We start from the raw sequence: 24,262 nt of genomic DNA on the forward strand, positions 1-24,262 counted from the left end.
GGCTTATTTCACCCCGTTTAAGAGGGCAATCGCGCTGTCGTAGAGGCTGAAGAGATCTTGACTCGCATCATTGCCACCTACCGACATTGGCAACATAAGCACAGGTAGATTGGCCTTTTCACCCAACCACTTAGCACCACGCTCATCCTGATAGGACGCCACAACTACCGCCAGAATATCGCCCTGCTCAGCGCGGCTCAGCAAACTGGCTAAATGGCCGCTAGTCGGTGCCAGACCGGGTTTAGGCTCAAGATCAGCAGCTTGTTCAATCCCCAACCAGTTGAACAGATATCTAAAACTGGTGTGATAGGCGATGACCTTTTTGCCTTTTAACGCTTTGGCCTGCTCTTCCCAGCGGGGGATCGCCGCCTGCCAACGAGTGCTAAAGTCCGCTAATGCCTTTTGGTAATTTGCCGCCTCACTCGGGTCGAGTTGGCTCATCTTAGCGCTGAGCGCATTCGCCACGCTTAGCAAACGCGTCGGATCGAAGTGGATATGCGGATTTCCCTGAGCATGCACATCACCCATGCTGCGGTCCACACTCGCTAACTTATCTAAGGTATCGATTTGATCGGCGGCGAAAAACAGCCCCTGATCGGTAGAGCGAACCTTAGCGTTAGCCGACTTCATTTGCAGCATTGGCAACCAACCGATTTCTAAATCGGCGCCCGCACAGACCACCAGATCCGCTTGGCGCATTTTGGCGATCAAACTCGGACGCGCCTGCACTTGATGCGGGTCCTGTAAGGCCGTGGTTGCCGAATAAATGCTGGCGTTTGGAGCCAACTCTTTTGCCAATGCGGCATATTCGGGTTCACAGGCAAACACATTCAGCTCTGCATGGGCAAAGCCTGAACAGGCGAAAGACAGGGCCGCTGCGGCCGCTTTAACAAAATTAGAATTGATGCGCACCGTGAGCCCCCAGAGACATAATGTATTGAACAGTGAAAACATTGTCGTCTTCGATTCCATCGAAGTTAGTTCCCTTCTGATTGGTGTACTGGAAACGTACCGTCGAGAAATGGCTCGAATGCCACGCCAGACTCACCTCAGATTCCTTTAACTTCTGTCCATGGAAATGATCGCCATGGAGCTCTTGGGTATCCACCTCGCCGTAACGCACACCCGCAGACCAGCTAGGCGTGAATTGATATACGCTGCTCAGATACCAACCTTGATGATAATCCTTGCTCGGTGCATCTTCGGGATGAAGGTCGCTCGGCACAAAGTCAGTCACACGGTAATACTCGCCGCTCAGGGTCAGGTTTTGGTATTTATAGTTGCCATTTGGCGCCCATTTATACACAAAATCAGCACCATAGGTGTTTTTACCAGTGTAAGATGCCGCATGGCTGTGGTCATGGCCTTCCTCGGCGGTTTCGTCTTCGTGCTCATCGCCCTCTTCATGGGCTGTGACTTGGCCATTTTCGTTACGTAGGTAACTTAGGCCCGCCTGCCATGAACTGTTATCACCAATGTCACCACCGATTTTGGTGTAAAAGGTGTATACGCCCACATTTTTAAACTCACGTTCGCCGTGTTCATCGGCAGCGCGCATGCTGTCCCCCTTGAAGGCTTCGGCGCCTAAGGTCCAATACAGATCCGTAGGGGCAACAAAGTTTAAGCGCACACCGTCGTCAAAGTAATGGCCACCGAAAAATGCACGGTAAGCAATAGGACGGTCGGTGAATGAATCCGTGTGCAAATGCTGGTTATTTAAATAACCGATATCCGATAGGAAACGTCCACCACGGATAGAAAAGCCCGCTGGCATCGCCATGGTTTGGATAAAGGCTTCTTCGAGATTAAGCTCAGTTTCACCGTCGTGCATCTCAACAACGGCAGTGACTTTGCCGTAGAACATGTCGTCAATGTTGGCGCTCATCGCCAGCTCAGTTTCGCCTAAACCAAATCCTTCGGCGGTTTCGGCCAATGGACGCTCGGCCGTTTGATAATAGCCATTCAGCACTGCGCTGATCGCCGGATTAGTTAAACTTGAGTCAGCGGCAAATAACGTCGGTGAAGCAAATGCGCACGCCAAAGCCACCAAAGAAATTCGGTTGTTAAAAACAGTCATGATATCTCCAAAATACAACTAGCGCTCGATGACTCATCCAAGTCATCAAGAAATACAATAAGTTAAAATGTAAAAGTTGATTTAGCGGAGAACAGGTGGCGCGCGGCTTAGGTAAACACTGACGTGTTTGGAGAAGCTAACGGGTAAGACAAATTCACAGACATCGAACCGCTGTACCGCTAAATCGAGCTTAAGCGGTTGGGTGAGCAGAATTTTATTCAGCTGATGTTGATGGAAGCACAGGGTACAGTGCGTCTTTGCCCCATCATCAAGGTGGGTCACACTATGGGCTGAGGCAACAAAAGACAGCAACACCAATACGGCGGCAAGCCATATCGAAATTGTGCGTCTTATGTGACTGTGCAGTCTCACTCAGTCGTCCCCATAGTAAAAAAGTGGCACAAGTTTAAGTCAGGCCACTAGCAAGTTGCAATAAGGTAATAGGCGCCCAATGCGTTACAAGATATTTACCATTGCAACTTTAGGATGAAAAACGCACAACAAAAAACCGGCTCAAGTTGGCAAAAAGAGTTATTTAAGATTAGCTTAAGTCAGTAAAACTATGATGTGCCCAGTGTAATACTGGCTAATATGTCATTCTATTCAATCCAGCAAAAGGCAACCAAAATGCTAGCATTCTTTCGTGAAAACTTAGGATTAATCTTAGGGATAGTGATTTTCGGCGCAGTAATTTTGGGCGGGATTTATTACGTAGAACACTCACTCGAGAGCCAAGAGCAGGTTATCCAATAACTCAGCCCTAGCCTAAACCAAGTTGAGCCAGTGCGATAACCCCTGCGCGGCTCGACTCGGTTAATCTAACGCCCTCACCTCTAGCGATACTTCTGCCGTTGATCACTATCGTCTTGCTTCTCTGGCGCCTCAATCGTTTGTAGTTGATCCATAAAATGGCTCACCAGCAGCAACATCACACAGAAGATCATCACTGGGATCAAAAAATGCCGCGTCGAGGCATCGAAATAACTGTATAAGCCCGTGAGCACACTCGCATAAAAGCCAAATAATTTTAATTTCAACAGTTTAGGATTGTGTCCCAGCCACGCTGAACAATGAGGACATTGCACTTGAGCGTGAAAGCCCTTTCCGCGCTGTTGGGTAATTTGGGCAATTTTGATCGACTGATGGCAATGGGAGCACAGCATTTAGAGTAGGTTCCTCGACATGGGGCGCTAAGTTTATCAGAATTTCCCGCCACTCAGTCGAACTAATTAGCGCAGCGGTTTAAAACCTCACTCCCATAGCGAAAGCTGCAAACCAGCGCACAAATTTTATACTCAGATAGCATTTTATGCGGTTCTAATTTTACAGTGTTTAGCGCAGCTCCTATTATGTACCTACCTATTTTTATTGAAGATAACGCCTATGCGCCGCTCACTCATATTCATGTTCGCCCTCAGCTTTCCCCTGCTATTGAGTACCGAGGTTTTCGCGACGGATGCAGCCGAACCCGTTGCAGCCACTCAAACCGCTACCGTCCCTAACGAAGCCCAAAACGAATTAATTACGCTAAAGTCAGCGATTAAAGAGGATATTGCGCGCTTATCCCAATCCCAAGGTGAGTTGCGCACCATTGTTGAATATCGCATTCAAAACAAGACATTGCAGTTACGCAATAAGATTAAAGTGCTGTTAGAAGATGAGAACTACGATAAAGCCTTTATGTTGGCATTGGTGCAAGAGCAGCTGACATTTAATCTTAAAATCAACGACTACTTCAATGATATCGTCACCAAGTTGTCCCATAAACTCGGCTCGGCGGATGACGAGTCGACCTTACTCGAAATCTCTAAACGTGAGCTCGATAAGGACAACAACTACAAACAACGACTCGAGACCTTAAACTGGCTCGGCCAAATGGGCGAAGATGTCGCAGCGCAGAAAGCGGAGCTGACCCAAATTCTCTTAAGCCGCGCCGATAACTTCGATAGCTTTGTCACTTTTACCCAGCAGCAGTTACAAAATGCAGTTAACGCCGCCACTAATGCCGGTAAAGATGTGACCGCCGCGCAAACCAGTCGCGTCATGCAGCTAAAGGACAGATTGGCGCTCAACAGCCAGAGCCTTAGCATAGATATCGACTTACTCGATGCGCTCGAGCAAAACACCGCCTCGCTGAAAAAGACCCTGTTCAGTATCTCAGGCGATATCACTCAGGATGTCTTGAGTATCGATGTGGCCTCAAGCTTAGTCGAACAATGGCTGCATACGGCCAAAGAACAGTCCATCAACCATGGCCCGACTTTAATCTTTAAGCTATTTATCTTCTGTATGATCCTGTTTGTCGCAAGCCTTGCGGGCAAACTGGCGAAGAAGATTGTGAGCAATACCGTCAGTAACTCTAAGTTAAATTTCAGTAAGTTACTGCAAGACTTCTTTACCTCGCTCTCGGGCAAAGCGGTCTTCACTATCGGTGTACTGATTGCCCTCTCCCAGCTTGGCATTGAGTTAGGCCCGTTATTGGCAGGCTTTGGTATCGCCGGTGTGATCATAGGTTTCGCCCTGCAGGATTCACTCTCGAACTTTGCCTCGGGCATGATGATTTTGATCTATCGTCCCTACGATGTGGGTGACTTGATTAGCGCCGCTGGCGTAACTGGTCGAGTTAGCCATATGAGCCTAGTCTCCACCACAATTAAAACCTTAGATAACCAAAGGCTTATTATTCCAAACAACAAGATTTGGGGTGATACCATTAACAATATTACCGCCGAGCACCAACGCCGCGTCGACATGACCTTCGGCATTGGCTATGGCGACAATATTGAGCACGCCGAAGCCGTGCTTAAGTCGATTGTTGAGGCGCATCCTAAGGTGCAAAAAATCCCTGCACCGCTCATTAAGCTGCACGTTTTAGGGGAGTCCTCGGTCGACTTTATCGTCCGTCCTTGGGCTAAACCCGAAGATTATTGGGATGTGTATTGGGATATTACCCGCGAAGTGAAAATGCGCTTCGATGCCGAGGGCATCAGCATTCCTTTCCCGCAGCACGATGTACATATTTACCAAACCAGTAAATAACGCTTCGCCAAGGCGAGAAGTAAACAAAAGGCGCAATCCTAGATTGCGCCTTTTTCATGATATTCGAACTGCTAATCGATTAACCTAAACCGGTAATCTCACCATCGGCGCCGATATCAATCTTTAAATAGCCAGGAACTAATCCAAGCCCTGGCATAGTCATCACATTCCCCACCAGCGCGGTAATAAATCCGGCCCCAGCATTTAACACTAACTCGCGCACAGGCACGATAAAACCTTGCGGTACGCCTTTAAGTTGAGGGTCATGGCTAATGGATAAGGGTGTTTTTGCCATGCAGACGGGTAAATGGGCGTAACCAAGGGCACTGAGTTCTTGTAATTGCAGCTTAGCCGCCTCGGATAAACTCACCCCAGCAGCACCATAGCCGACTTCAGCTAAGGTCGATAATTTCGCCTCAAGCGCCATGTCATCGGGATATAGCAGGGTAAACTCACTTGGCTGCTCACAGGCGCGCATGACGGTTTGCGCCAAGGCCAATGCCCCCGCCTCACCTTGGCTGAATGCCTCGCTAAGCTCGCAGCCAAAGGCGGCAGTGCCCGCAACGGCCTCAATCAACCAGTTAAGCTCGGCATCCGTATCACTTGCAAAGCGATTAATAGCCACCACAACTGGAATACCGTAACGCGCCACATTGTTGATATGCCAGTTTAAGTTGGCAAATCCCGCCTCGAGACGGGCTTGGTCGGGCGCATTGATATCCGCATCCGAAGTTAAGCCGCTATTGGCCTTAAGTGCCTTTAAGGTGGTCACTAACACCGCGGTGCTCGGGGCCAATCCCGACTGGCGCGCCTTGATATTACAAAATTTCTCAAACCCCATATCGGAGCCAAAACCGCCTTCAGTCACCACAAAATCGGCCAGTTTTAAGGCGATATCGTCGGCAATCACCGACGAGTTGCCATGGGCAATATTCGCAAATGGCCCTGCGTGGATAAGACAAGGCGCACCGTTTAAAGTCTGCATCAAGGTGGGTTTTACCGCATCCGCCATGATCGCCGTCATCGCGCCGGCAACCCCAAGGTCCTCCGCGCTAATCGCCGCACCTTGGCGATTGACTGCCAGCACAAGCTTGCCAATACGCGCGCGCATATCCGCCAGATTACGACTGAGTGCCAGAATCGCCATTAACTCAGAGGCGGCGGTAATATCAAAGCCTGAGGTGTAAGCTGGGCCATTATTTTCCCCCAGCCCGACTTCAATCTCACGTAAACAGCGATCGTTATGATCGACCACCCTGTGCCAACGGATCCCATTTGGCGCTATATCTAAGTAACTCAGCCCGGACTGCTGCTCAAATTCGGCCTTACCTAAACGTGTTTCATGATATAGCCGAGAGGCTATCGCCGCCGCGCCAAGATTATGGGCACTGCTGACGGCATGAATATCACCCGTTAAATGCAGATTCAGCTCCTGCATGGGCACCACTTGGGCGTAACCGCCACCAGCAGCGCCACCTTTCACCCCAAAAACCGGGCCCATACTGGGCTGTCGAATACAGGCGCACACCTTGTTACCGAGCGCTTTGAGGGATTGGGTTAAGCCAATGGTGGTGACGGTTTTGCCTTCGCCGTGGGGCGTAGGTGTCACGGCGGTGACAATGATCAGTTTGCCCTGTTGCTGCTCGGCTAAGCGCTGCTGCGCACGTAAATCGACCTTGGCTTTAGTCTTGCCAAAGAGCTGCATCTCATCGGGCAATAACCCAAACTCGGCGCCAAGCGCTGCGATATCTTTTAGGTGCGCACGGCGCGAAATATCCATATCGGTTAGCATGGGGTCATCTCTCCCTTGAGTACCTTGCTCTCTAGACAAGGAATACAAAATAGGTATGCAAAATCGGTTGGTATCAGCAACGGCTGATTGAATATGGCGGATATTAGGTGATTAGCTTTAAGATATATAGCCATCGAAAGGGTTAATGAGCGATTCCTTAATCTGCATCAAATAAATCGACTCGGGTCCTTTCCCCTACAAAATACAGATTCCCAAAAGAGAAACAACATGAGCGGATCCCCTTTTAGTTTTTCAGAGTTTGTTGCTGGCTTTTGGCGAATGCACAGTTGGCAAATGTCACCCTCCGAGCGGCTTAACCTGATAGAACAATACCTAGACCTAGGTGTGACCACTATGGATCACGCCGATATTTATGGCCAATACCAGTGCGAAACCCTGTTCGGCGAGGCGTTAGCGCTAAAACCCGCCTTAAGACAGCAGATGCAATTGGTCAGCAAATGCGGCATTAAGCCCGCCTTCGATTGTCGTCCCGAGCGCTATGTAAACCATTACGACACCTCCAAGGCGCATGTTATTGCCAGTGTTGAGCAATCACTAAAGCAGCTGAAAACTGATTATTTAGATCTGTTGCTGATCCACAGACCCGATCCTTTAATGGACGCCGATCAAGTGGCCGAAGCTTTTGCTGACTTAAAACAGGCCGGAAAAGTGCAACACTTTGGGGTATCTAACTTCACCAACGCGCAGTTTTCATTATTGCAGTCGAGATTAGCTGAGCCTTTAGTCACCAATCAAATCGAAATTTCACCGCTAACAATGGCGAGTTTGCACGATGGTACTCTCGATTTATGTCAGGAGCGGCGCATTAGGCCTATGGCTTGGTCATGTTTGGGCGGCGGTAAGATCTTTGATAATAACCATCCACAGGCCATTCGCCTGCAACAAACCTTAGCGGTCATCGCCGATGAGATTGGTGCCCAAGATATCAGCCAAGTGATTTATGCCTGGGTACGGATGTTACCGAGTCGGCCCGTGCCGATTATCGGCAGTGGCAATATCGCGAGGATAAAAACGGCGGTGGCCGCACAGTCACTCACCCTAGACAGGCAGCAATGGTTTAGTATCTGGCAAGCATCAACCGGACACAGCGTGCCTTAGCGCTGCAAACAACACCAACAAAAACGGCGCCTTAGGCGCCGTTACTCATCATGCTTAAAGCTGCACTTCACCACTGAGGTGCGGTCTACGACCTTTACTGTCACGCAGCTCAAACACCCACTTGTCTTGTGATTTTTCGTAACCAAATCCCACTTCTGCGGGCATCAGTAACGGCAGCTTAAAGGCCACATCGACCACGAAGGGACGCTCACCAATCTCAGGCATTAATTCCGCTAAACAGCGCGCCTTAGACCACATACCGTGGGCCAGTACACGGTCAAAACCGAAACGTTTGGACAGCACGGGATGCAGGTGGATCAGGTTATAGTCGCCTGATGCTTTGGCATAACGACGACCTAAATCTTCACTCAATTCCCATGATTGGGGTGAGTCCCAAGCCATCTCGAGCGCCTTAGGAGGGCGAACACGGCGGCCCGCGGTCTCGATACGATAGAGGTAAGTCGACAGCGATTCCCACACCAGCTCTTCGCCCACAAAGGCCTTAGAGACAAATTCAAACTCTAAGCCTGAATCGGTTTCACGGCTGGTCGTTAACGCGCATTCGAGGGAGAACACTTCATCGACTGTCGTCGGACGATAGACTTGGATACGGTTCTTTAAATGGATCATCCCCAGCAGCGGGAAGGTAATACCATCGTGGGTAAAAATCACCGCGTGCAGGCGAAATGCCATTACATACAAATAGGTTGGCGGTAATATTTTACCGTCGAAATTAAAGCCACACACTTGGGCATATTGGCTAACTTTGGCCTCGGACACTTGCACATTGGGCGCCGACACCTTGATATAAGGTAAGGGCTGTTGATCCCAACCGGGCTTACGACCAAAGAAAATCTTGCGATAAAGAGAAAACAGCGAGGGCATCGCGTTCAATTCAACACAATATGCATTATTCAAGTCTGAGTACCTTTTAATTAACTATCCCTACGCACGAATAACCAGAAATACCCCGTACAGATGCATAACATCTGAAAAATCAAAAAGCTCACGAGTGTAAAACAGGCAAAACTGTGTCTAAAAAGGGCTGATGCTGACTCACCGAATGGACAATTATACCCAAACAACCTGAAGATGAGGATTCAGCGGGAATGTAACGCTCTTTAGGCAAGGCGGTTATTTGCGGACCTAGTGGACTAAGTTAAAAATAACCAACACAGCATAAAGAGCGTTAAAACCCGCCGAGACGGAGCGCCTAGGGCACTCCACTTCGGTGTTGCATCAATTCACAAGGTGTTCACATTCCTTCATTGATGCGCCTTGAATTGAAGCCCCCTAGACGCTCTGAAACTCATATCTTCAGGTCGCTTGGGTATATTAGAGTCAGGTTTATCGAAAACGGCGTGATTATACCCCAGCGGATAGAGTTCTGGATATCCCCAACTTTACTGTGATTTTTTATCCTATTAAAAATCAATATATTATAAAATCATGGCCCTGCATGACTTTGCCTTATCCACACAGCGAGTGCGAAAATATTACGCCTGTGCCACACTATCGCCCCCAGTCTTTAACTTAGTTAACCCGTGCAAGATAAGAATTTCGATAAACTCGCGCAAAAGTTCGCGAAGAACATTTATGGCACCCCTAAGGGTGAAATCCGTGCTGCCGTGTTATGGCGCGATCTCGCTCCCGCCTTGGCGCAATTGGGCGATAAAAAACTGCGGATTTTAGATGCAGGCGGCGGCTTTGGTTATTTCAGCCAAAAGCTGGCACGTCTGGGCCATGAAGTGGTGCTGTGCGATATTTCCGCCGAAATGCTCGCCCAAGCGAAAGCACAAATCGATGCCAGCGACACCCCATTGGCAATCCGTTTGGTTCATGCACCGATTCAGGATCTATCAGTCGACGAACATGGCAAGTTCGATCTTATCCTCTGCCATGCCGTGGTCGAATGGCTGGCCGATGCGAAAACCACCATGGAAGGTTTACTGACCATGCTTAAGCCCAATGGGCTGTTTTCACTGATGTTTTACAATAAAGAGGCTATGCGCTTCCATGCGTTAGTATCGGGTAATTTCGACTATGTTGCCGCCGATCTAAAGGTGAAGAAGAAGGTGCGCCTCACGCCAACGCACCCGCTTTATATTCATGATGTTAAACAATGGTTTGCCGAATGGCACATGACCCTGCTGCGCGAATCTGGCGTGCGAGTCATTCACGACTATTTGAAAAAACATCAGCCTGCGGATTTTGACTATCAAAAGTTGCTGACGATGGAGCTCGAATATTCCCAACGCGAGCCCTATATTTCGCTCGGCCGATATGTGCATTTTCTGGGGCAAAGCGCCGCAACCGACACATCCGCATAAGCTCGCGAAACAATAAAGGACGCCAAGGCGTCCTTTATTGTTTAAAAGCCGTTGATTAGACTCTAGCTCTACGCACTAAGTGTGTTCACCCCCAGTGCGTTTAACACCTGTGCTTTCAACACCAGAGTGCCAACCCCAATCATCCGTCACACAGCGATATCAATCACATTGCTCACGCCAACAGGCGATTACGGTGGCGCCCTTCTGTTTAAGCAGTTGCACCACACTCTTATCACCCACCACATGGCCGGCGCCTACTACCACAAATAATGGCTCGCTGGCGGCTTCTGCGGTCATCAATCTCATCATGCCATCGGCCATGACCTTATTACGCTGCCAAAGAATTTTATCCAGCATCAGGGTATCGCCCTCACCGCCGAGCTGCTCCTGCATCAAGGCATCTAGCGCAGTTTCATCACCGGAGCGCCACGCCTCAACCAGTGAGAGTAGTTCGGCATCTGAGGCATTAATGGCTTCGCGCACCATAGACCACTGTGCTTGGCTATCGAAGGAGGCCAGCAATTGGAACTGCGACTCTGCCGTCTCGAGCTGATACACAGGCTTACCCGCACGACCAAGCAACTGCATATCGACACCATAGTCGGTGCTAAATCCTAAGCTATTGTAACGTAGTAAATTAAGTTGAGATGCCTGCAACCAAGGCGCAAAGGCTTGAATCGACTGGCATAAGCTTGCCTTGTCTTCACAATAGTGGCGCATCACCTCTACCGTTTGCTTATCTCGGCTCTGCCAATCGAGCCCCTGTTCATGAGTCGCCATACCATACTTTTGCAATAGGGCGCGGCTGTCGATTTTATTAGTATCGATTTCAACCACTAATCCCTTTGATTTGGTAAATGCCGCCTCCACTTGCTCTGGCATAGGATAAAAATCGGCACGGCCAATATGGATTGAACCCAAAAGGTAAGCGGATTTCCCCTGCCATTGCACCTGATAAAACGGCGGTTTATCCGTTTGCGCCGCCCAACTCGGCCCGCAGGTAAACATTGCGACGCCACACAGTGCCAGTAATAGTCGCCACCGACTTGTTGCCATATCCTTTGCCCCTTATAATTCCTGCAAATTTTGCAATGAGACGCTGTTATGCCACACACTAAGGTTATAGAGCAACTGAAAGAAAACCTTCAAATCGCCTATCGCCAAGCCATAGACGCTGACACTAAGTTAGATGAGTTGAAAAAAGCGGGCCATGGGAAATTCACTAGTATTTTCACAGCCGAACAAGGCTTTATGGTGTCGAGCAACCGCTTTTTGCCCTATGTGCAAGAATTAGTGGATGACCTCACTAAGCTGCAACAACAGAGCAGCCTAGACCCCGCCGCCCTAGAAACCTTAGTGCGCCAACTGGCCACCCTACTCAAAACCTTGCACGCCTTTAAAAAGCAGAGCTAATTCAATAAACGCTGAAATATCATCAATTTCAGCGTTTGCTCTCATTTCCAACCTACGGATTTTCGGCAAACAAAATTGTCATCATTTTGTCATTTCTAAGTCATAGACTCCGCAAACATTGTCGTGGGGGCTGAAGTAATGACGAGTTTAGATCTGGCAAAAGAGCTTGATAAGATAATCGCAAAGGGGGCAATCAGCCCGCTTTTTCAGCCCATATTCAATATCTTGGAACACAAGATCCACGGATTTGAAGCCCTGAGCCGTGGGCCAGAGCACAGCCCACTCTACTCACCCATTCCGCTGTTTAAAACCGCGGAGCATCAGGGCAAATTGAGCGAGCTTGAGACCTTATGCCGCCGTATTTCGCTGGAACAATTTAAACTGCGCCAGTTCCAAGGCCGTTTGTTTATCAATATTTCCCCTAAGGCCCTGCTCGATCCCACCCATCCTAAGGGCATGACGCTGCAACTGTTACAGCAGCTTGGGATCTCACCTTCACAGGTGGTGATTGAGTTATCGGAGCAATATCCCGCCGACGATATCGACTTACTGAAATCTTGCCTAAATCACTATCGCAGCCAAGGCTTTATGACCGCTATCGATGATTTAGGTGCGGGCTATTCGGGTTTACGGCTCTGGTCTGAGTTATCGCCCGACTATGTGAAAATCGATCGCCACTTTATTCACCAAATCGATTCGACCCCGGTTAAACAAGAATTTGTGCGCTCGATTGTCGAACTGTGCCAGAGCCTCACCTGCAAAGTGATTGCCGAAGGGATTGAAACCCAAGAAGAACTCGCCGTACTCAAACAGCTAGGCATAGTCTATTGTCAGGGGTATTTGCTCGGACGCCCCGAGGCGCAGCCAAGCCGCGCAATGAAAGCGACCTTAGTGCCAAACAATACCCAAGTTCAGCCCAGATACAGCGAATCCGCCGAAAGCCTCTGCACCAGCGCCATTACTGTGGTACCAACACTTAAGCTTAAGCACTTAAGCGACACTTTTAGCTCTCAACCCGCCTTACAAGCCGTGGTTGTGGTGCAAGATCAACTGCCACTGGGGATTATTAGTAGAGCGACTTTGCTGGAGCTTTTTAGCACGCCCTATGGTCGAGCCCTGCATGAAAACCACGCCGTCAGTGAAGTGATGGACCCGCAAGTGTTGCAGATTGAAGCCAACGAGCCCCTGTCGATTGTGAGTCAATTACTGACCTCGGAGAGCGCCAATACCGTCGCCCAGCAATTTATCATTCTGCGCCGTGGCAAGTTGCTCGGCATTGGCCACACTAAAGATTTGCTACAGCGGATCACCGAGCACAGGATCAAGATGGCAAGGCATGCCAATCCGTTAACCGATTTACCCGGTAATGTACCAATCCAGGAAGAGCTCAAACGCCTCAGAAACCAACAAAAACCTTTCTACTTGGCCTATTTTGATCTCTGTCAGTTCAAGCCCTATAACGATATTTACGGCTTTTGCCGCGGCGATGAGGTGATCTGTGAGGTCGCCAATCTGTTAGTGAAATACAAGACTGACAACTGCTTTATCGGCCATGTCGGTGGCGATGACTTTGTGGTGATCAGCACCTGTGAGCAACTCATCGACCGCTGCCTACGGATATTGACGGATTTTGAGGCCAATAAGTCGCTCTTTTATAGTGCAGAGCATTGGCAAGCCCAAGAAATGCTCGCCGATGATAGGCAAGGACAAGCCTGTTATCACAAGTTAATCAGCCTCTGTGTCGGCGTACTTACTCCCGCCCATACCTATAACTGTAATGAACATAGCCTATCGACCTTAAGTGCCAAGGCAAAAAAACAGGCAAAATCCGCGAGTAACGGATTTTGCCTGTTAGAAGAACTCAATATAACCCAAGCCCTAAGCGCTTAGGCGAGAGTCGTGACAGATGCGCCTAGAGTTTAGGTGCGACGGTTTTCTTTAACCAATCGCGCAGCATTTCAGTCTCATACATAAATGGCTTGTCAGTGATAGGTTGAATGCCCGTCATAAAGCCCATGTCTGACAGCTTTTCGTCCCCGGTGATGATGACTTTGTCATTCTCAAGCACTTGATAACTAAAGGTCATGCGCGGTGGGTAAATCTCTTTGATCACCCGTAAATCATCGGCTGTAGCACCAAAGGTTGGGCGCATATCACCGGCTAAGTCGACATCGGTCACTGTCATCTCTAACTTTTGATTCGGTTTTAAAACCTTTGTCGCTTCTTTATTGATATTGGTGGTTAAGGTATCGAATAAACGCTTTTCATAACGGGACTGAATTTCACCCGATGATTTAATATCACGGAAATCCTTTGGATTTTGCCAAACAATCTTAACCACCCCATCTTCTGTCACTGGGTCGGTTTTCGCCTCGTCTGCGGCCCATACAGCACTGCAACTCAACACGCTGGCGAGTAATAAGAACTGAACTTTCATATTTGCCTCCTAGGCCTAATTGTTTCTGCCATATACCGTACAAAATCTAACCTGAACTTCAGCTTAATGTAAAACAAAACTCAATACAGCATCACTAGCGTAAGCTTTTGTATAGATTAGTAAATACTTTAGATAATGTTAGGGAAACTCGTATCTTTTTGTATCCAATACCCCATAAGGGATAAAGTTATTAATTTGTGATCATTTAACGCGCATATTACGCCAAAAAGTATTATCCTTCGCACACTATTTTATGACCACGAATGAAAAATGAAATTCCCCGTTGTACCTGTGTTTGTGTTAATCCTGTTCACTTGTTTTGCCAGCGCTATTTGGTTTATCTCCTCGGGAGAGAAAGACACACGCCCCGAAACCTGGTCATCTTTTATTTATACCCATGGTTATGATTCTGGGAAGTATAAGAAAATGGATAATTTCGACAGCTACGAAGCCTGCCGAGACTATGCCAAAGAGCAATCTTCCTTCTACGATGATGTGCCTTGGGAATGCGGTTTAAAATGCGGTTTTGATGCCCGTAAACAGGGCTTTCAATGTCAAGAAATGCGAAACGAGCAGTAAGATAGCGGTTCAGCCAAGGTTCAAGATCCCTCCGGTAAGCTTAATTTTTCAGCAATACCTTTGGTTTTGTTTGTCATGGATGCACGATGAAAGCCAAACGACGATTTAACAATCGACCGAGTTCCGGTGATTTTAATTTGGAGTTATCTATGAAACTAACAACCGCAAATCTACAGCAACCTTTAATGGCAAAGTTGGCCTTACTGGCGCCCCTCACCCTAGGCACACTTATCAGTTTACCTAGCCATGCCGCCACACTCAGTGCTGCGCAGCAACAAGTGGTAAAGTCACACTTTGATAAACTGGCTCTGTCACAACAGCAGGCAGAAGAGCGCATGACTGAGCAGCTCGATCAAGAATTTAGCCGTCAATTAGCGGAGCAAGAGCATCAGCTGATGCGCCAAGCTTGCCCTCGCTATGGTATGACCTTCGATATTAGCAGCAATGCCTGCTTACGCTCTTAAACCGAATTAAAACGGAAAACGCGCACTAAGTTCAGGATATTGCTGCTTTAAATCTTTGGGCTTAGTGCTAAATTTTTTACCCGCTGGCGTAGCCTTACCTGAAGGCATAAAAGGCAACTCCTTACCTGTTCTGTCTTCAAATAGTTGACCCGCGATCAAGTCGTAATCTTCGATAAAAGGATAGGCGTAGCCGTCCTTCTCAGGCCATGCCGTTAACTGCGCCAAAGTGTCTGGATTGGCAATCGCCGCCTCGTAACGGGCCTGTCCAAGTGAGATCAGAAACGCGCGAAATTCAGCAAAAGCATAATCGGAATCACAGCCAGTGATGATATAAGCCGCTCCCCATACCGACCATAAGTAGCTACGACGCATCTGTTGGCCAAACAATTTATCGAAGGCTTTTAACTCCTCGTCACTCAGCTCTGCCAACTTTTGCTTTAATGCCTGCGCTAAAGATTCCTGGGATTGCGCGGGTTCACTGCGGGTCACTAAGTCCCAAAATTCTACTTCTATCATCACTTAACCTAATATTGAATGCCTAAGCAAAGGCGTATTCTACATGATAATACGGTTATGCTGGACTCAGTTCAGGGCTTTTCCTACACTTGCTCCACTTAAAATCAGCCATAAACGCTAACCCTATGCCTAAACGCCTTATTCTACTGATTGCCCTCTACACCCTGTTTGCTGTGGCAGCACTACTACGTGCCGTTGCTACCGGTTCGTTCGACCTCTTTAGCTTAGGTGTATTGCCGGTTTTGTTTGGCATACTCACGCAGGCACCTTGGTCTAGCTTAGTGCTGAAAATTTATATTGGATTACAGACCTTAGGTTTGTCGGCACTGGGGATTACCGCGATTATCGCCTATCAAATTACCCCGCAAGACGTCAAAGTGGTGGTTGAAGGCCACAACATCCCTATGTTGCCCTTAGTCTTAAGCATCATTGCCTTATTGTTAGTGCAGTATTGGGTAGCCTTTTCCCGCATCACCCATCATTATTTAACCGCAAAGGTAAAAGCGTAAGCTTGTTTATTGCTAAGCCCTTGTTTCTAGCCTAAGTTAACGGCTCCCTAAAAGACCTGATAAAGCCAGCCACTATGACTCATTTATCGCCTAGCGAACTCTCGATTCTCATTGTTGAGCCATCGGAAACCCAGCGCCGCATAATCATCAAGCGTTTACAGCAAGAAGGCATTATCAGCATCCAAAATGCCGCAAGTTTGACCCAAGCAAGGGAGTTGATTGCCCGCCACAAACCGGATCTCATCGCTAGCGCCATGTATTTTGAAGATGGCACCGCGACCGAGTTTTTAAGCTACCTGCGCACCAACAGCGAATATAAAGACATTCAATTTATGTTGGTTTCGAGCGAATGTCGCCGCGAGCAATTGGAAATTTTCCGCCAGTCTGGCGTAGTCGCGATACTGCCAAAACCTTTTAATGCCGAACACTTAGGCAAGGCGCTGAATGCGACCATCGATTTACTCAGCCACGATGAACTCGACCTAAGTCACTTCGATGTGCATGACGTGCGTGTGCTCGTGGTCGATGACAGCCGCATGGCGCGCAATGTGATAAAACGTACCATTGGCAACCTTGGGATCAAGCAGATCACCGAAGCGGAAGATGGCGCTCAAGCCATTGAGTTAATGCGTAATAATATGTTTGACCTGATCATTACCGATTACAATATGCCCAGTGTTGATGGCCTAGCACTCACTCAATTTATCCGCAATGAAAGCCAGCAATCCCATGTACCTATCCTCATGGTGTCTTCGGAAGCGAATGATGCTCACCTGAGCAATGTCTCTCAGGCGGGAGTCAATGCCCTGTGCGATAAACCCTTCGAACCTAAATTGGTGAAGCAGCTCTTATATCAACTGCTCGAAGAATAAAACCTAAGTCACGAATGGGGTAAATATTCTGCATTTTTGTTACTTATAGGACACAAGCCCGTAGCAAAGGGCTTTCCAATGGCTAAACCTTGTGGCATGTTAGGCACGCTGACTTAATAAATCTACGGAAAGAAGAGACAATAAAGATGAACAAAACTGAACTTATTGCCAAGATTGCAGAAAATGCCGATATCACTAAAGCTGAAGCAGCACGTGCATTGAAATCTTTCGAAGCAGCTATTACTGAATCAATGAAAAACGGTGACAAGATCTCTATCGTTGGATTTGGCTCTTTTGAAACCTCCACTCGCGCAGCTCGTACTGGCCGTAACCCACAGACAGGTAAAGAAATTCAGATCGCTGAAGCCACTGTGCCTAAGTTTAAAGCGGGTAAAACCTTGCGTGATAGTGTGAACTAATTCGCTCGACATTGATTTTATAAAACGCCTCCTCTGTGAGGCGTTTTTTTTGCCCTCACGAAAGCATGAAAGATGATTTTTTGCACAAACACAGTGCGTTCACCGCTCAATTTTTGAGCACTTTAAAACATTTAATTAACATCGATTATGTAACCAATTGTTTTTAAAGATGTTCAAATAATGGCATGTGATTAGCAATTCCCTTATCAGAAAAAACCATGATGCACCAATGTCACCCACCCTGTGGTGACGTGAGTGAATCGATAAATAAGTCAATCGAGGGGATGAGAATGAGAAAATCACTGTGCAGCGTTTTGGCATTATCGACGGGATTGTTATTAACGACCAACGCCTTTGCGGCGGTGTCCGGCAATATTGGCGGCACCTCAAACTATCTATGGCGCGGGGTCACTCAAACCAATGATGCGGTCGCCATCCAAGGAGGCATTGACTATAGCCATGACTCCGGATTCTATGCCGGCACTTGGGCCTCAAATGTCGACTTTGGCGACGATACCAGCTATGAGTTGGATCTCTACGCAGGCTACGGCGGCAACATCACCGAAGACCTAAGCTACGATATTGGCTACCTCTACTACGCTTACCCCGATGCCGAAGGCAGCATCGATTTTGGTGAACTGCACGGTGCAATCACTTGGAAATGGTTTGAACTCAGTTATTCCCACGTGATCAACGCTGGTGATGATGTCGCGGCCGAGCCATTAGATAACAAAGATATGAGTTATCTTGCGGCCACTGCGTCTTTCCCACTGACGGATAAACTGAGTCTGTCATTACACTACGGTTATTCTAGCGGCGATGTCGTCGAATCTTGGTTCGATGAGGATAACTACGCAGATTACAACGTCACACTCAGTGCCGATACCAGCATGGGTACAGTCTCATTTATGGTGTCGGATACCGATCTGCAGGGTGATGATGCCAAGGTTGTTTTAGGCTATTCCTACGGCTTTGATTTATAAAATTAAACGCTAAAAAAACGCCGCGATAATCGCGGCGTTTTTGTTAGGCTATCACGGCGCGGTTCGATTTACGCGCCAATACCATCTTCTCAATATATTCCACGATAGGCTCAGTCACCGAAATCCCCGTGGTCTGCTCAATGCCTTCAATACCGGGCGCCGAGTTCACCTCTAGGATCAAGGGGCCGCGATTCGATCGTAAAATATCAACCCCCGCCACCACTAACCCCATAGCCTTCACTGCGGCAACCGCCATCTTGCGCTCTTCGGGCGTAATTTTTACTTTCTCGCCGCAGCCGCCTAAGTGCAGATTAGAGCGAAAATCCCCTTCGGGCCCTTGACGCTTCATCGAAGCCACCACTTTATCGCCGACCACAAAACAGCGAATATCGCTGCCGTTGGACTCCTTAATATATTCCTGCACCATGATATTGGCTTTCAGCCCTAAAAAGGCTTCAATCACGCTCTCGGCGGCGGTTTTAGTTTCGGCTAACACCACACCAATCCCTTGGGTGCCTTCCAACAACTTAATCACTAAAGGGGCACCGCCCACCATGTTAATCAAGTCGGGAATATCATTGGGTTTATTGGCAAACCCCGTCACTGGCATGCCGATACCTTTGCGGGACAGCAATTGCAGTGCGCGTAACTTGTCCCGTGAACGTGCGATTGAAATCGAGTCATTGGCAGCAAATACGCCCATCATTTCAAACTGGCGCACCACGGCACAGCCGTAAAAGGTCACACTCGCGTGGATCCGCGGAATAATGGCATCGAATCCCGTTAACTCTTGGCCTTGATAATGAATGCTCGGCTTGATGGAGTTGATATTCATGTAGCAATTCAAGGTATTAATAACCACGGCTTCATGGCCACGGCTCTCGCAGGCCGCCACTAAACGTCGGGTGGAATACAACTCAGGGAACTGGGATAAGATACCTATTTTCATTGCCAAATGACCAAATTAAACACTGTGATTGAAGCTCTGAGCACACTGCATCAGAAAGGGGCGCAGATATTTGTCTATTGCTGAGTGTAAAGCAAGAAAATATTCCTCACCAGACGAAAACCTCGGCACTAGCCAAACGTAAGATAATCTTCACAATTTAGGTTCGCTATTTAGGAAGTAAGGGAGTGATGTACTTAGCTTCAAATTCACTCGCCTCTATGGGGCGTGAGAAAAGATATCCCTGTAACACATTGCAATGCCTTTCGGTGCAAAACTCGGCTTGCTCGACGGTTTCAATCCCTTCCGCTACCGCGGTGACGTTAAAACCATAGGCAAAATTGAGTAATGCGGCGAGTAAACGAGTGTCTTTTTCGTCCTTATCGTAGGAGGCAATAAAGCTCTTATCGATTTTTAATACACTGATTGGAAAGAGTTTAATATGCTCTAATGATGAAAAACCTGTGCCAAAGTCATCGAGGGCAAAGCGCACCCCAAGTTGCGCAATCTTATCCAGCACCTTGGCATGCTCATGGGGTTCTTCAATCAAGCAGTTTTCAGTGATCTCTAACTCCAGCGCCGTGGGGGCAAGCCCAGTTGCATCCAGAGTTTTCACTATCTTCTCGTATAAGTCGATATGACCAATTTGCGAGGCGGACAGATTCACCGCCATAGTAAAACTGCGCCCGGTCGGCGCTAAGAGGCTCAACCATTGCTGCGCCTGTCGACACGCCTCAAGCAGGATCCAATCCCCAATCTCCTCCATCAGTCCGATTTCTTCGGCAATGGGGAGGAACTGATCCGGTGAAATCAGTCCATCTTGGGGATGTAACCAACGGATCAGCGCTTCCATACCAATCACTTTGTGGGTTTGAGCGTCGACTTGTGCCTGATAGTAAACTTTCAGCTCGTTCTGCCTCAACGCCATTCTCAGGCTAGACTCGATATGATTGCGATAGCGCACCTCACGGTCTAAGGCTTCGGAATAAAACTGAATTTGGTTACGGCCCATTTTTTTCGCGCGATACATGGCGATATCGGCGCATTTCATCAGCTCAGAGCTATCGGATGCGGCCTCGTTATAAAAGGCCACCCCAATACTGGCACCAATCATCACGTCGTTATCCCCAAGCTCAAATACGTCTTCAAAGGCCTTGAGCAGCCGATTAGCCACTATCATGGGAAAATATTTGTAGTCATTGTCGGTCACCAGCACCACAAACTCATCCCCACCTAAGCGGGCAATCACGTCACCATCGCGCAATACCGAACTTAACCTCGACGCCACCTTTACGAGTAAGATATCACCCGTTTGATGCCCTAAAGTGTCATTAATCGCTTTAAAATCATCTAGATCTAGCAAGATCACCGCTAAAAAATCGTTGCTGCGTTTCGCCCTCGCGATGGCGCGATTGAGGCACAACTCAAATCCATAGCGATTCATTAATTTGGTGAGCGAATCGTGCTCGGCGAGTTCTTTGAGTTTTTGGTGACTGTTGCGTAAAGCCAGAGCCATAGAAGCCCGTTGCTTAGCGTAACGAATTGAACGGCTTAGAATTCTTGAATTGACTTCATCCTTCAGTAAAAAGTCCTGCGCGCCCAGCTCGATACAGCGCTGCGCCAGTTTTTCATCTTCGTAGCGACTCAGCATTACCACTACGGTTTGCTCTTGAGTCATAGAGTTAAGCTTGATCAGCACTTCTAAGCCGTTAGCATCGGGCAGCAAATAATCGAGTAAGATACCGTCAAAATGACGCTCTAACGCAAGATTTAAACCATCAAATGCACAATTAGCCTCAATGACATTAAAGGCTAATTTCGACTGCCGCAGCGCCCGAATAATGGCAGTTCTATCGACTTCATCATCATCGATCAGTAGTAAATCCATATACACACCCTATACGCTTGGAAGCTCCACGATGCGCCAGTAGCCTTCCAACATATTAAAAATGTTATTAAAACCGTCTTTAATATCCGTTTTCACCATGTAGCCTGCAACGTGGTGACTGTACGCCCTCATTCTGTCTTCATCAGCGCTCGAGGTCGTGAGCATAAAAACCACAGAGGAGGACAACACCGGATTGGAGCGAATATGTTCGAGAAATTCGAACCCATTCATGCGGGGCATATTGAGATCGAGCAGAATTAAATAGGATCCTTTAATGGCATCCGAATGAGTCAGAATAGAGAGCGCTTCGAGCCCATCCCTCGCCCGAACGAGCGGATTCAGTAAGCGCAGCTGCTTCATCGCCCTCTGTACCGCCATATAATCCACATCGTCATCATCCACTAATAAAATGGTGACTTGTTTATAGTCATGACGATTGCTCATATCCCCTCCTTGTTGACTATGTGCATTGGCCAGCTAAACCGGAAACAACATCCTCGCCCTTCTGATTCTAGTTGAATTTTTCCGCCAAGACTTTCTACTGTCTTTTTAACTAATGACAGGCCTAAACCACTGCCTTCAACCTCATCTCTTGGTCTAAGGGTCTGGAACATTTGAAACACCTTTCCATGGAAACTACTGGCAATCCCAGGACCATCATCAATGACGCTAAACCAATAATGATGATTCGAGGTTTCACATATCACTTTGATGACACCTTCACCTTTATCATGGTGTTTAATCGCGTTACTGATTAAGTTGCGGATCACCAGTTCTAACAAGGTTTTCACTGTCTTAAGCGTTGGGAAATTCCCTTCAAGCACTAAACAGAATCCCTGTGGCGGGGCCACTAAGGCAAACATATCTTCCACAAGCAGCCGAGTGTCGACTTCAACAATCTCGGTATCGACTCGACCAATACGCGAAAACATCAGTAATCCGTCGAGTAGCAACACCATCCGCTGAATACGGCTTTGGATTAAACCTAAATATTTTTGAACATTTTCGTCGGTGTTCTCGGACAGATCTTCACTGAGCCAGTTAGTTAATTGCTCTATGCCGCGCAGTGGTGACTTCAAATCATGGGAGGCAATGTAGGCAAACTGGTCAAGTTCCTTATTGATACGCTCAAGCTCCTTAGTATGTTCAATGCGCTGCGCTTCTATCCGCTTACGCTCCGACACATTGTTTATCGTCGCCAATATCGACACGCCATTACTGAAGTGAATTGGTGTTAGCCCGACTTCAATCGCCAGCCGCGTCCCATCCTTACAGCATCCGAACAAGTCATCCCGCAACGACATGTTTTTCGCGATCGGTTGGGCAAGATAAGCGCCCATATGCTGTTGATGTATTTCCCTCAACCCTTCGGGCAGTAACATATTGATTGAACGACCGAGTAACTCATCCCGTGCATATCCAAATAGGCGTTCGGCATGGGTGTTCACTAAGGTAATGACGCCACTTCTATCCACCATAAAAAGCGCGCTGGGTGAAGCTTCAATCACGAGGCGGAAGCGTTTTTCGTTGGCAATTAACTCTGCCGTTAATCGCGACTCTTGATAGCGATTTCGCGCCATCGTCAGCACTGAGTAAAACAAGGCTAAGATAAACGCACTCCCAATCACCTGAAGCCACACACTTTGGGTTTGTTCTGCACTTGAGATAAAGCGTGACTCGGAGGACACCTCTAAACGCCAAACTTGGCCTTCCATGGTTTCTAGCTGGGATTGATAAAACACATCATTTGTAGAGGGCAAGGCTTTATGACTGCTAAACATCAGGCTCTCGTTATTGGCCTCCATACCATCGTAAATCGCCAGTTTTAATCCCGAGAAACGTTTCCCCATAATCCCTTGCATCAGATCATTCATACGAAATGGGGCGTACACCACGCCGATAGCCTGCTGCTTACGCTCTTCCTCCGTCATCGGCTGACCACGGTATAAAGGGACATACATTAAAATGCCAGCCTGAGCATCATCCGGGGTTTCTTGCACTAAGGTGACCTTACCCGATGCGGTAGGAAGCCCTGTGGCAATGGCATGTAAGATGGCCGTTCTGCGGGTAGGCTCTGAGCACATGTCAAAACCAAATGCCCTTTGATTGCGCCAGTCAAATGGCTCTAGATATTTGATGGCGCAGTAGAACTCCCGCTCACCTGTGGGAGTGACTCGATAATCGCTAAAACCTTCCTGTTGCACCTCTTGCGTAAAGGAATCTAAGTTGGCTGGAGTTAAGAGCTGCGCGAAGCCTAGACCTTGAATTCCTGGGTAATACTCGGTTAAGCGGGCATTAGAAACATAGAGTTGCCATTCATGGCGCGTCACCCCATCAGAAGCTAGAAATAATCCAACTCCGCCGCGTAATACTTGCTCATAGGCGGTCATACGACTGCTGACGGCAGCAATAAGATCTTGAACATTATTGTTAAAACGCTCTTCACCCCGGTCTCGTAAATATTCTTCGAGGACATACCAGGATATCCCCATAAAAAAAACGGCGGCGAGTAACATCAACCAACTGGAACTGATTACGCTGGCATAAACATTTTTTGAGGGGCTGAAAGAATCGGGGAAACTATCCATGTCCATACACGCTAAATCCCTAGCACCAAGTTGATGATAATGACTTCTCCAAGTGTTGTTGGTGTTTTAGGCAAATTCAAGTCAATCCGACCATTTAAGTAGGAATTAACTTAGAAAATAAAAATAATGAGTTATGCGCTTAATCACAAAATTCAGCATTCGCTGAAATAGCCCAAAATAGCGCGATAATATGACAAGCCTACGACGTCGCGTTTCGGCACCACGGGAAGAAAATTTTACGTTGACTCGCAAAATTTTTTGCTTTTCTGCCACACTCTTTTTAGATAGAAA

General features: G+C 47.8%; 25 protein-coding genes. 12 read left to right on the forward strand and 13 right to left on the reverse strand.

The window, feature by feature from the left end; translation table 11 throughout:
* Positions 1 to 3: 3 nt before the first annotated feature.
* The 3 genes from CF168_RS18015 to CF168_RS18025 all read right to left on the reverse strand — a co-directional run bounded on the left by CF168_RS18015 (position 4) and on the right by CF168_RS18025 (position 2,449).
* Positions 4 to 912, reverse strand: coding sequence for a metal ABC transporter solute-binding protein, Zn/Mn family (locus CF168_RS18015; RefSeq protein ID WP_089068540.1), 909 nt, complete (start codon positions 910 to 912; stop codon positions 4 to 6).
* The gene (locus CF168_RS18020) at positions 896 to 2,077 is read right to left on the reverse strand and encodes a membrane protein (RefSeq protein WP_011715763.1); all 1,182 of its coding nucleotides are present in this window, start codon (positions 2,075 to 2,077) and stop codon (positions 896 to 898) included. Before CF168_RS18020 ends, CF168_RS18015 begins: the two co-directional genes overlap by 17 nt.
* Positions 2,078 to 2,158: 81 nt before the next feature.
* A complete protein-coding gene (locus CF168_RS18025; RefSeq protein WP_086902952.1) occupies positions 2,159 to 2,449 on the reverse strand; it encodes an ABC-type zinc uptake system zinc chaperone in 291 nt (96 codons plus the stop codon).
* 255 nt (positions 2,450 to 2,704) lie between these two features.
* Between CF168_RS18025 and CF168_RS22670 the strand changes: the two genes are divergently transcribed.
* Positions 2,705 to 2,830 carry a hypothetical protein gene (locus tag CF168_RS22670; RefSeq protein ID WP_011621366.1) on the forward strand — a complete coding sequence of 42 codons (126 nt, stop codon included), beginning with the start codon at positions 2,705 to 2,707 and terminating at the stop codon, positions 2,828 to 2,830.
* 80 nt (positions 2,831 to 2,910) lie between these two features.
* Here the strand turns inward: CF168_RS22670 and CF168_RS22695 are convergent, their stop codons facing one another.
* On the reverse strand, positions 2,911 to 3,240 hold the full coding sequence (locus CF168_RS22695; protein ID WP_011621365.1) for a hypothetical protein: 330 nt from the start codon (positions 3,238 to 3,240) through the stop codon (positions 2,911 to 2,913).
* 220 nt (positions 3,241 to 3,460) lie between these two features.
* On the opposite strand from CF168_RS22695, the gene CF168_RS18040 reads away from it, so the two are divergent.
* A complete protein-coding gene (locus CF168_RS18040; RefSeq protein ID WP_089068541.1) occupies positions 3,461 to 5,116 on the forward strand; it encodes a mechanosensitive ion channel family protein in 1,656 nt (551 codons plus the stop codon).
* 79 nt (positions 5,117 to 5,195) lie between these two features.
* On the opposite strand, the gene CF168_RS18045 is transcribed toward CF168_RS18040, so the two are convergent.
* On the reverse strand, positions 5,196 to 6,908 hold the full coding sequence (locus CF168_RS18045) for a formate--tetrahydrofolate ligase (RefSeq protein WP_089068542.1): 1,713 nt from the start codon (positions 6,906 to 6,908) through the stop codon (positions 5,196 to 5,198).
* Between the two features lie 228 nt (positions 6,909 to 7,136).
* Here CF168_RS18045 and CF168_RS18050 point away from each other — a divergent pair, with 228 nt between their 5' ends.
* Entirely contained in the window at positions 7,137 to 8,027 is an 891-nt protein-coding gene (locus CF168_RS18050) for an aldo/keto reductase (protein WP_089068543.1), read from the forward strand.
* A 54-nt stretch (positions 8,028 to 8,081) separates the two neighbouring features.
* Here the strand turns inward: CF168_RS18050 and CF168_RS18055 are convergent, their stop codons facing one another.
* Complete coding sequence (locus CF168_RS18055) at positions 8,082 to 8,912, reverse strand: MaoC/PaaZ C-terminal domain-containing protein (RefSeq protein ID WP_084796712.1); 831 nt, start codon at positions 8,910 to 8,912, stop codon at positions 8,082 to 8,084.
* A gap of 659 nt (positions 8,913 to 9,571) precedes the next feature.
* Here CF168_RS18055 and CF168_RS18060 point away from each other — a divergent pair.
* Positions 9,572 to 10,357 (forward strand): methyltransferase domain-containing protein, encoded by a 786-nt coding sequence (locus CF168_RS18060; protein WP_089068544.1) that lies wholly within the window; start codon positions 9,572 to 9,574, stop codon positions 10,355 to 10,357.
* 159 nt (positions 10,358 to 10,516) lie between these two features.
* Here the strand turns inward: CF168_RS18060 and CF168_RS18065 are convergent, their stop codons facing one another.
* Positions 10,517 to 11,413, reverse strand: a complete 897-nt coding sequence (locus tag CF168_RS18065) for a TraB/GumN family protein (RefSeq protein WP_089068545.1) — start codon at positions 11,411 to 11,413, stop codon at positions 10,517 to 10,519.
* Between the two features lie 48 nt (positions 11,414 to 11,461).
* Between CF168_RS18065 and CF168_RS18070 the strand changes: the two genes are divergently transcribed.
* Both CF168_RS18070 and CF168_RS18075 read left to right on the forward strand, forming a co-directional pair.
* Positions 11,462 to 11,770, forward strand: a complete 309-nt coding sequence (locus tag CF168_RS18070) for a prephenate dehydrogenase (protein WP_086902958.1) — start codon at positions 11,462 to 11,464, stop codon at positions 11,768 to 11,770.
* A gap of 138 nt (positions 11,771 to 11,908) precedes the next feature.
* Entirely contained in the window at positions 11,909 to 13,660 is a 1,752-nt protein-coding gene (locus tag CF168_RS18075; RefSeq protein WP_089068546.1) for a GGDEF domain-containing protein, read from the forward strand.
* 22 nt (positions 13,661 to 13,682) lie between these two features.
* On the opposite strand, the gene CF168_RS18080 is transcribed toward CF168_RS18075, so the two are convergent.
* On the reverse strand, positions 13,683 to 14,207 hold the full coding sequence (locus CF168_RS18080; protein WP_089068547.1) for a DUF3016 domain-containing protein: 525 nt from the start codon (positions 14,205 to 14,207) through the stop codon (positions 13,683 to 13,685).
* A gap of 270 nt (positions 14,208 to 14,477) precedes the next feature.
* On the opposite strand from CF168_RS18080, the gene CF168_RS18085 reads away from it, so the two are divergent.
* Positions 14,478 to 14,786 carry a hypothetical protein gene (locus tag CF168_RS18085; protein ID WP_086902961.1) on the forward strand — a complete coding sequence of 103 codons (309 nt, stop codon included), beginning with the start codon at positions 14,478 to 14,480 and terminating at the stop codon, positions 14,784 to 14,786.
* Positions 14,787 to 14,935: 149 nt separating this feature from the next.
* Positions 14,936 to 15,250, forward strand: coding sequence for a hypothetical protein (locus tag CF168_RS18090; protein ID WP_089068548.1), 315 nt, complete (start codon positions 14,936 to 14,938; stop codon positions 15,248 to 15,250).
* A 6-nt stretch (positions 15,251 to 15,256) separates the two neighbouring features.
* Here CF168_RS18090 and CF168_RS18095 read toward each other — a convergent pair whose 3' ends face one another.
* On the reverse strand, positions 15,257 to 15,766 hold the full coding sequence (locus CF168_RS18095; protein WP_089068549.1) for a DUF4240 domain-containing protein: 510 nt from the start codon (positions 15,764 to 15,766) through the stop codon (positions 15,257 to 15,259).
* 125 nt (positions 15,767 to 15,891) lie between these two features.
* Between CF168_RS18095 and CF168_RS18100 the strand changes: the two genes are divergently transcribed.
* The 4 genes from CF168_RS18100 (at position 15,892) to CF168_RS18115 (ending at position 18,549) form a co-directional block, all read left to right on the forward strand.
* Positions 15,892 to 16,275, forward strand: coding sequence for a hypothetical protein (locus CF168_RS18100; protein ID WP_086902963.1), 384 nt, complete (start codon positions 15,892 to 15,894; stop codon positions 16,273 to 16,275).
* A 74-nt stretch (positions 16,276 to 16,349) separates the two neighbouring features.
* Complete coding sequence (locus tag CF168_RS18105; protein ID WP_086902964.1) at positions 16,350 to 17,147, forward strand: response regulator; 798 nt, start codon at positions 16,350 to 16,352, stop codon at positions 17,145 to 17,147.
* Positions 17,148 to 17,293: 146 nt separating this feature from the next.
* Positions 17,294 to 17,566 carry an HU family DNA-binding protein gene (locus tag CF168_RS18110; protein WP_011621350.1) on the forward strand — a complete coding sequence of 91 codons (273 nt, stop codon included), beginning with the start codon at positions 17,294 to 17,296 and terminating at the stop codon, positions 17,564 to 17,566.
* A 290-nt stretch (positions 17,567 to 17,856) separates the two neighbouring features.
* Positions 17,857 to 18,549 carry a TorF family putative porin gene (locus tag CF168_RS18115; RefSeq protein ID WP_089068550.1) on the forward strand — a complete coding sequence of 231 codons (693 nt, stop codon included), beginning with the start codon at positions 17,857 to 17,859 and terminating at the stop codon, positions 18,547 to 18,549.
* Positions 18,550 to 18,592: 43 nt separating this feature from the next.
* Here CF168_RS18115 and rimK read toward each other — a convergent pair whose 3' ends face one another.
* From rimK to CF168_RS18135, 4 genes are all read right to left on the reverse strand, one after another.
* A complete protein-coding gene (gene rimK / locus CF168_RS18120; RefSeq protein WP_011621348.1) occupies positions 18,593 to 19,498 on the reverse strand; it encodes a 30S ribosomal protein S6--L-glutamate ligase in 906 nt (301 codons plus the stop codon).
* A gap of 166 nt (positions 19,499 to 19,664) precedes the next feature.
* On the reverse strand, positions 19,665 to 21,383 hold the full coding sequence (locus CF168_RS18125) for a putative bifunctional diguanylate cyclase/phosphodiesterase (RefSeq protein ID WP_089068551.1): 1,719 nt from the start codon (positions 21,381 to 21,383) through the stop codon (positions 19,665 to 19,667).
* Between the two features lie 9 nt (positions 21,384 to 21,392).
* Positions 21,393 to 21,827 (reverse strand): response regulator, encoded by a 435-nt coding sequence (locus tag CF168_RS18130; RefSeq protein ID WP_089068552.1) that lies wholly within the window; start codon positions 21,825 to 21,827, stop codon positions 21,393 to 21,395.
* Positions 21,824 to 23,977, reverse strand: coding sequence for a CHASE domain-containing sensor histidine kinase (locus CF168_RS18135; protein ID WP_089068553.1), 2,154 nt, complete (start codon positions 23,975 to 23,977; stop codon positions 21,824 to 21,826). Before CF168_RS18135 ends, CF168_RS18130 begins: the two co-directional genes overlap by 4 nt.
* Between the last annotated feature and the right edge of the window lie 285 nt (positions 23,978 to 24,262).

The sequence above is a fragment of the Shewanella bicestrii genome (genome assembly GCF_002216875.1).
Taxonomy (GTDB): Bacteria; Pseudomonadota; Gammaproteobacteria; order Enterobacterales; family Shewanellaceae; genus Shewanella; species Shewanella seohaensis.